Origin of the sequence: Kitasatospora sp. DSM 101779 (genome assembly GCF_025655475.1) — a bacterium.
Taxonomy (GTDB): Bacteria; Actinomycetota; Actinomycetes; order Streptomycetales; family Streptomycetaceae; genus Kitasatospora.
On the sequence record NZ_JAHTIK010000001.1, the window covers coordinates 2,838,412 to 2,840,965 of the forward strand.

At 76.7% G+C, this 2,554-nt stretch carries 1 protein-coding gene; it reads left to right on the forward strand.

From position 1 onward, the window contains the following. Positions 1–1,074: 1,074 nt before the first annotated feature. Positions 1,075–2,388, forward strand: a complete 1,314-nt coding sequence (locus KSNIM_RS13060; RefSeq protein WP_263103403.1) for an alpha/beta hydrolase — start codon at positions 1,075–1,077, stop codon at positions 2,386–2,388. Positions 2,389–2,554 lie beyond the last annotated feature (166 nt).

The window sequence follows — 2,554 nt, forward strand, 5'->3', positions numbered from 1 at the left end:
CCGGCGGTCGCGGCTGGCCGGGCGCCGTGCCGGACGGCGCGCCCGAAGGCGGCAGCGGCACGCCGTAGGGCGGGGTCGCGCCCGCATGCGGCGGGGTCGGGACGCCGTACGGCGGGGTCTGCACGGTCTGAGGGGTGGGGATGCCGTACGGCGGGGTCCGGGGGGACGGGGGGCCCACGGGGGGACTCGTCACCGGACCGCCGGGCCGGCCGGCTACGGGTGCGGACGGCGCGGCGGCGTGCCACGGGGGTGCGGTCGGGGTGGGCGGGACCGCGGGTGCGGGCGGCGGCGCAGGCGCGGGCGCCACGGGGGTGCCCTGCGGTGCAGAAGGTGCCGGGGGTGCAGACGCAGGTGGCACGGCCGGACCGGCTGGCCGCCCCGGCGTCACGGGCCCGAGGGGCGGTGCGGGAGGTGCGGGACGTGCGGGAGGAAGGGGCGGCACCGGTGGGAAGGTCGCCGCCGAAGCCGACGGCGAGGGTGCAGCCGGCGCCGGGTTCGGCTCGGTTGCCGGCGGCGGTGCGGCCGGCTGTGGCGGCCTGGAAGCGGTCACCGGGCTCTCCTCCCCTCGGTCGGCCGGCTGTTGCTGGGCCGGTCGACCGCGAGCGTGCTCGTTCGCGGTCTGTGCTGCTCTGCCGTGCGGCAGGTCGATCGGCGGGAGCGGCCGGGGCCGCACCGATGCGCGGCGCGGCCGGGTACGGCCGGTGCTCTGCCCGGACGGGCCGCGCTGCGGTCCGCGCACACCGGTGGTGCGGTGCGCGTCGACTCGGTGCAGGGCCTGCGGACGGACGGTGCCGCCCGCGCCCCCTGATGAACGTCCTGCACCAGCCACAGGTCACGCCGGCCGGCGCGGCGGCGATGGCGCGCAGGCGGGGCGCGACCGCCCGACCTTTGTCGCGCCACCCCCGTCGGCGCTGCCCGATCCGGCTACCGACGGCGGCGCGGCCACCTCGATGGCCCTCCCCCGTCGGCTCCCGTCCGCGGTCAGGATACGGTGCGCTTCGGCGGCGCCCGTACCCGGAACATGGTTGACGCGCGTCGCATCGCGCCTGCGACCAGCACGTACCGAGGAGCTCCATGTCCACCGTCGGCCGCCTGCCCGGAATCGTCACCACGGACCACGTCTTCCGGGTGCCGCTCGACCACGAGCGGCCCGGGGGCGAGCGGATCGAGGTGTACGCCCGCGAGGTCGTGGCATCCGGGCGGGAGCACGACGACCTGCCCTGGCTGCTCTACCTGCAGGGCGGGCCGGGCGGGAAGGCCGGGCGACCGCTGGGGCGCGACGACTGGCTGAACCGCGCCCTCGACGACTACCGGGTGCTGCTCCTCGACCAGCGCGGCACCGGCCGGTCCGCCCCGGCCAACCGGCAGACCCTCGCCCGCCGCGGAGGCCCGGTCGAGCAGGCCGACTACCTCGCCCACTTCCGTGCCGACTCGATCGTCCGGGACGCCGAGCTGATCCGTCGCCTGCTGCTCGGTGAGGAGGGCAGGTGGAGCCTCCTCGGTCAGAGCTTCGGCGGCTTCTGCACGCTGACCTACCTGTCGCTCGCACCGGAGGGCCTGCGGGAGGCGTTCGTCACGGGCGGCCTGGCCGGCCTGCGGGCCTCGGCGGACGACGTCTACCGCGCGGCGTACCCACGGGTGGCGGCCAAGAACGTGGCGCACTACGCCCGCTACCCGCAGGACGTGGCGGCCGTCCGCAGGATCGCGGCCCACCTCGCGCAGCAGCCGGCCCGGCTGCCGGACGGCGGACTGCTGACTGTCCGGGCCTTCCAGGCACTGGGCCTGATGCTCGGCGCCGCGTCGGGCTCCGGCGCGCTGCACTACCTGCTGGAGGAGGCCTGGGTGGAGGGCGTGGACGGCCCGGAGCTGTCCGACACCTTCCTCGCCGGGGCCCAGGCCCAGCTCTCCTTCGCGCAGAACCCGCTGTACGCCGTGCTGCACGAGTCGATCTACGGCCAGCGCTCGGTGGACCCGGCGGGCACAGGGTGGGCCGCCGAGCGCGTCCGCAAGGAGTTCCCCGCCTTCGACGCCGAAACCGCGCTCGGCACCGACGCCCCGGTGCTGCTCACCGGCGAGATGATCTACCCCTGGATGTTCGAGACCGACCCTGCGCTGCAGCCGCTGCGCGAGACGGCCCAGCTGCTCGCGGAGCGCCGCGACTGGCCCGACCTGTACTCCCCCGAGCGGCTGGCCGCCAACACGGTGCCGGTCTACGCGGCCGTGTACTTCGACGACATGTACGTCGACACCGCGGAGTCGCTGGAGACCGCGAAGTCCGTGGGCAACCTTCGCTTCTGGCTGACCAACGAGTGGGAGCACGACGCGCTGCGGGTGAGCGGCCGGGTGGTGCTCGACCGCCTGGTGCGGATGGCGCGCGGAGAGGCGTAGCAGGAGGGCCCGATCGCCGGGGCGGCAGCGGTACATCTCAGCCGCTGCCCGGCCGTGAGGCGTGCCAATGACCGGCCGCACGGTCGCGGGCCTGCGGGGCCGCCGGCCTCGGCCTGGCACCGGCCGGCCCGGCGGGCCGGCGCGGCAGGGCGTGCGACGGGGTGCC